Origin of the sequence: Clostridium sp. (genome assembly GCF_016650095.1) — a bacterium.
In the GTDB taxonomy this organism is placed as follows: domain Bacteria; phylum Bacillota; class Clostridia; order Clostridiales; family Clostridiaceae; genus Clostridium_AD.
The window spans coordinates 1-5,761 of sequence record NZ_JAENWL010000243.1 but is presented as its reverse complement, the minus strand read 5'-3'; the positions used below and the strand labels follow the sequence as shown (position 1 = coordinate 5,761).

Annotated in this window: 4 protein-coding genes, 3 pseudogenes and 1 riboswitch; all 7 genes and pseudogenes read left to right on the top strand. The window is 32.1% G+C overall.

Annotation, left to right across the window (positions count from 1 at the left end):
- Nucleotides 1-439: 439 nt before the first annotated feature.
- A complete protein-coding gene (locus JJE11_RS13300) occupies nt 440-1,321 on the top strand; it encodes an acetamidase/formamidase family protein (protein WP_291636390.1) in 882 nt (293 codons plus the stop codon).
- A gap of 93 nt (nt 1,322-1,414) precedes the next feature.
- The gene (locus JJE11_RS13295; protein WP_291636389.1) at nt 1,415-2,764 is read left to right on the top strand and encodes an APC family permease; all 1,350 of its coding nucleotides are present in this window, start codon (nt 1,415-1,417) and stop codon (nt 2,762-2,764) included.
- A 673-nt stretch (nt 2,765-3,437) separates the two neighbouring features.
- On the top strand, nt 3,438-3,782 hold the full coding sequence (locus tag JJE11_RS13290) for a hypothetical protein (protein ID WP_291636386.1): 345 nt from the start codon (nt 3,438-3,440) through the stop codon (nt 3,780-3,782).
- A pseudogene (locus JJE11_RS13285) lies at nt 3,775-4,272 on the top strand (PTS sorbitol transporter subunit IIB); the annotation flags it as partial. The gene JJE11_RS13290 and the pseudogene JJE11_RS13285, both read left to right, overlap by 8 nt.
- 128 nt (nt 4,273-4,400) lie before the next feature.
- Nucleotides 4,401-4,580, top strand: a complete 180-nt coding sequence (locus tag JJE11_RS13280) for a hypothetical protein (protein ID WP_291636384.1) — start codon at nt 4,401-4,403, stop codon at nt 4,578-4,580.
- Nucleotides 4,565-4,786, top strand: a pseudogene (locus JJE11_RS13275) (glucose-6-phosphate isomerase); the annotation flags it as partial. The gene JJE11_RS13280 and the pseudogene JJE11_RS13275, both read left to right, overlap by 16 nt.
- 18 nt (nt 4,787-4,804) lie before the next feature.
- Nucleotides 4,805-4,902, top strand: a riboswitch (purine riboswitch).
- Nucleotides 4,903-5,055: 153 nt separating this feature from the next.
- Nucleotides 5,056-5,175 (top strand): annotated as a pseudogene (locus JJE11_RS13270) (IMP dehydrogenase); the annotation flags it as partial.
- Nucleotides 5,176-5,761 lie beyond the last annotated feature (586 nt).

The following is a 5,761-nucleotide window of genomic DNA, read 5'->3' as shown; positions in this document are numbered from 1 at the left end:
TAGTTGATTATATGTAACTAATATTGATATAATTGTACTCACAATGACACCGTCCTTTTGGATTTTTGTTGGGTTGAGATACAACAATTATACCAAATAGAGGGGGTCATTGTTTTTTTTGTTCTAAAAACAGCTACAATCCTTGCAACAGCAGGGTTTTGAATAAATAAAACAAAGATAGTGTTAACACTATCTAAAATTTCAAGGGGGTGTAAAAATGTTTTGTTTAAAATATAAATGTGAATATAGAGAGGGATTTAATTTTTGTTCAGACTGTAAAATGGAATTGATTGAAGAATTACCAAGTTAAGAATTGAAAAGTGAAGAATTTAAGTACTTAGAACTTGTTACTATAGCTGGTATAATATGTTAATGAAATTTTTATTTTATAATAATCTACTCTTATTATAAAAATACATAAAGAAAGGGGTAATATAAAATGTACAAAGTATCAAGTAAAAATGTAGTGTTCTCCATGGACAAAGACAAACCACCAGTTGCTGAGGTTGAAACCGGAATTCAAATATCATTCGAAACCTGTGATTGCTTTGAAAATCAAATACAATCACAAGATACTATTATAAATCAACTTGACTGGAACAGAATTAACCCAGCTACTGGACCTGTATTTGTTAAGGGAGCAATGCCAGGTGACACATTAGTTGTTAAAATTGAAAATATTAAAATCGGTTCACAAGGAGTTATGCTTACTGGTCCTAATCTAGGTGTTTTAGGTGATTCCTTAAAAGAAAACTTCGTTAAAATTCTTCCAATAATTGATGGGAAAATTGAGTTTTCTGATAAAATCAAACTTCCTGTAAATCCTATGATTGGGGTAATAGGAACTGCACCAAAGACAGAATCAATATCCTGCGGCGAACCTGGAGTACATGGTGGTAATATGGATTCCAAAATAATTGGTATTGGTTCCACAATTTACTTACCCGTTGAGGTACCAGGAGCGCTTTTAGCAATGGGAGACCTACACGCTGTTATGGGCGATGGTGAGGTTTCTGTATGTGGAGCTGAAGTGCCTGGGGAAGTAACTGTTACCGTAGAAGTTATTAAAGGCCGCCCATATTGTCTTCCAGTAGTTTTCACAAAGGAGGCTGTTTATACTATTGCTTCTGAGCTTTCTTTGGATGATGCTGCTGTAACCGCCACTAAAAATATGGTTAATATGTTGGTATCAAAGGGCATGATTGAGGCTGAAGCCATATCACTACTCAGTTTAAGTGGAAATGTACAAATATCGCAAATTGTTGATCCACTTAAAACAGCACGCTTTGAATTACCATTATGGATTTATAATTCATTTTAAAAATATAAAAGGAGGTTTCTTTTTAAAGTAATGAAATACTAAGAATGAGTGAGATATCGAGAGTAATTTATAATATAGAGAGGAAGGTTTATTATGGATAACACACAATTTGATAATTTTGGTTATAAGCAAGAATTAAAGAGAGTTCTTACTTTTTGGGATTTACTTATTTATGGGATGATATTCATGGTTCCTATTGCACCCTTTGGAGTATTTGGATATATATTTGACGCATCGAAGGGTATGGTAGCATTAGTGTATTTAATTGGTATGGGTGGTATGATTTTTTCTGCATTCAGTTATGCAAGAATGTCTGAAGCCTTTCCTGTAGCAGGATCTGTATATGCATATGCACAACGTGGAATAAATGAATCAGTGGGATTTATGGCTGGATGGTCTATTTTACTTGATTATATTTTAATACCTTCACTTTTATATTTAGTTAGCGCTGCAGCTTTAACTGCCGTGTTTCCTACGGTACCTCTTTGGGTATGGCTCATAAGCTTTATTACAATAAATACTGTAATAAATGTTTTGGGCATTGAGTTCACCGCAATGGCAAATAAGATTATTTTAGTCTTAGAGTTCATAGTTCTTGCGATATTTATTGTAGTCGGATTAGTTGCATTAAATAATGGTGTAGGCTCAGGTGAAGGATTAACTATGAAACCATTATTTGATTCAAGCAAGTTTAGTTTACCCTTGATTATGGGTGCGGTTTCCATAGCTGTGCTTAGTTTTCTTGGATTTGATGGAATATCAACTTTATCGGAGGAAGTTAAGGGTGGACCTAAGGTTGTGGGAAAAGCAACAGTAGCCGCGCTTCTCATTGTGGGAGTCCTCTTTATCATTCAAACTTGGATAGCCTCCGATTTAGGAAGAGGTATGACTTTTAATAATTTGGACATTGCTTTTTATACTATAGCCGGAAAAGCGGGTGGAGAATGGCTTAAGAATCTTACCATATTAGCAACAGCTTTTTCTTGGGGTATTGCAAATGCTTTAGCTGCCCAAGCTGCTATATCAAGGGTTTTATTCTCCATGGCAAGGGATAATAAACTTCCGCATATACTTTCAACGATACATCCAAAGTTTAAGACACCATATATTAGTACTATATTTGTTGCTATCGTTTCTGTTATAGTTGGACTTTTCTTTAAAAATCAAATATCTTTTCTAGCTACGTTAGTTAACTTTGGTGCACTTGTTGCCTTTTTATTACTTCATGTATCAGTTGTTAACCATCATATTGTTAGACAAAAATCAAAACATTATATAAAACATTTAATCTTCCCAACTATTGGATTCTGTATAATTGCATATGTACTTAGTGTAATGAGCAAAGATGCTATATTGCTTGGATGTTCATGGTTTGTAATAGGATTAGTATATCTGTTTATCAATACAAAAATTTTCAAGAGAAAAGCTACTGTAGATCTATAAACATTAAACTAGAAAATTACAAGCCTTACTGAATTATAAATTCAGTAAGGCTTGTAATTTTCTATATCTATTTTCTTTCTTATACATTAGATATTTACATGCATAACATTTTATTGTTTTTCTATTGCCATATCATAAATTCCGCATTTGTCATTTCCATATGGGAGGAAATCACAAAATATATAGAGGTATATATTTTGTGGTTTTTTGGACGTGAAGCCAAGGGTTCACGTCGTTTATAGAAAAAACATTATAGTCTTTGTGTTTAAGTAAATTGTAGAATGTCAAGTGAAATTGACCCCCATTTTGAACTATACCCTTAAAGGTAGACAGAAATGATAAAATGTGTTTATATATTTTGAAAGAGGATGTTTGTAAAATGGGCGAAACTGGGTTGGTTAGAAGATGGTAGAGGAAAAGGGGGCACAGGGCAATTTGTTTTACCACCAAAGATTGTCTAGCAAAACAAATTGTGTTCACAATTTGTTAATTACCAATACTATTATAAAATCTTAACTAACTTATTTTATAGTCAATTTCTTAATATAGAAATGTTACGTACCTAAAAACATATTCATTCTTGTATTAATTTTATTGGCTTTTAGGGAGACTTAAAACTAAGGATGTATCAAATTATGGAATACTTTTTAGCACAGAAAACATTATAAGCGATATGCACTTGACTATTATAAGAATAGATGGGATTATCGATCAAGATTCTCTTACTCAAAAGCTCAAAGAGCTTAAAAAGAAAAATCTTGAACCAATTGCAAACATAATGAAATTAGAAAATCTTAAAGTATTATATCTAGATGGTAAAAATAGCTATAGAGAAAATGTGAGAAAGATTACAAATCAACTGGTTGATAAAGATAATGTTTCTAAAGGTATTTACAGTATATTCGAGAAAAAAGACAACTTAAGTTCAATGATTTATGAAAATGGAGTTGCATTTCCCCATTTAATAGATAAAAAAATAAATAATTTCAGTCTAACTTTAGGTATCATGTGCTGGTAAAGCAATTGCTATAATGTTACAAGCTTCCAGGGAAGCTGTTCAAACAATGATTAACACAATTATACCTTTCATGGCATTTGTTTCAATGCTTATAGGTATCATCCAAGGAAGCGGAATTGGTAATGTTTTTGCAAAAGTTATGTCACCACTCGCTGGTAATGTATGAGGTTTAATGCTTATTGGATTCATATGTTTATTGCCTATCCTATCGCCATTACTAGGACCTGGTGCTGTTATCGCTCAGGTAATAGGAACTCTCATTGGCGTTGAAATAGGAAAAGGAAATATAAGTCCAAACTTAGCATTACCTGCACTGTTTGCCATTAACACACAGAACGCGTGTGATTTCATTCCTGTTGGAGTAGGTCTAGAGGAAGCAGAACCTGAGACAGTGGAAGTTGGAGTGCCATCAGTATTATACTCAAGATTCCTAAATGGAGTGCCACGTGTATTTGTAGCTTGGGTAGCAAGCTTTGGTTTGTATAGATAAAGTGAAAAAAAGGAGAATTAAATAATGATTTATGCTACAGAAATCAAAAAAATTGGTTTAAATGCAAAAGAATTTTTAAATGAAGAAATTATATAGGCAGTGATTTTTTAGGATGGATTGATCTTCCTGTGAATTATAACAAAGAAGAATTTGTAAGAATAAAAAAAGCTGCGAAAAAAATAAGAAATGATTCAGATGTGCTTATAGTAGTTGAAATTGGTGGCTCTTATTTAAGATCTAGGGCTGCTATAGAAATGCTATCTCATACATTTTATAGTAACAATTCAAAAGAGGCGTACCTAATATAGTGGTTAATATACCAGAATTAACTCTTTACTATTTTGGGTATTTAGCTTATTTCTTTGAAAAGGCTTGTGGAATTAGCGGATACTTATCAGGAATAAACCCATTTAATCAACCAGGAGTTGAAGCATACAAGAAAAATATGTTTGCACTTCTTGGAAAACCTGGGTATGAGTCTCTGAAAGCGGAATTAGAAAAGAGATTAGATTAATAATTATAATAAAATGATTTTAAAAAATAATAGTGCGCTCATATATCCCTTGAATATGGCAAGGAGTATCTACCGGAAACCGCAAATTTCTGACTATGAGTAATTTTATTGTGAACTTATTTTGTGCATGCTAATTTTACTTTAATTTAAGTAGGATTAGTATGTCTTTTTATATTTTCTACCTTATTTAAAAATGTTGTATATATATAAATTTTTATGCTAACTCTAAAGATGTAATTATAATAAATTTATGAAAGGATATTGGTTAAATGGCAAAAAATATAAAACTTAATATACCACTAATGAGTGCAGGGATGGACACTGTTACTGAGTCTAGAATGGCTATTGCTATGGCTAGTAGGGGTTCTGTATACATATCGTCCAAAAGTTAAATAGCGATTCAGGATACGCATTAAGCCAGTAATTCACCCAATATGTTAAGTAAAAGACCGATTTTCAATGGTTCTTTCTGCCCAGTTAGCTTGAATCTTCTTCCAAGATAATGTGTTGCATAGTGATAGGCGACATTTTTTCATTGGCTATATCTTTTTTTATCACGAATTGGCTTAACTTTCGTTAAAAGTCCCTATATTCCTTTATGTATCTCTAACAGTTAATTTATAATAAATAAGTACATTTCAAGCGACACTTAAAATTAATTCATGTTGTATAAGACTAACCACGCCAGTAGTATAAATGCTTTAGGTGTTTTTTTCGAATGTAACAGAATTAGCATTTTTTGCTCTGACTCCTCTATTGAACTTTTGGGGTTCAATTCACATTAAGGGGAGCATATCAGAGTTACACTTTGCTCGGCTATTTTTTTAAGAGTAATAATTTCTTAAAATCAAGGTGAATCATATAAAAAACCATGCTTCGTGAATAATTCGTAGGGCTTAATAAATATATAAAGTATATAAATAAAATTAATTATCAAAAAGTGTAGAAATGTGTCGATTCAAATGGTATAATTAT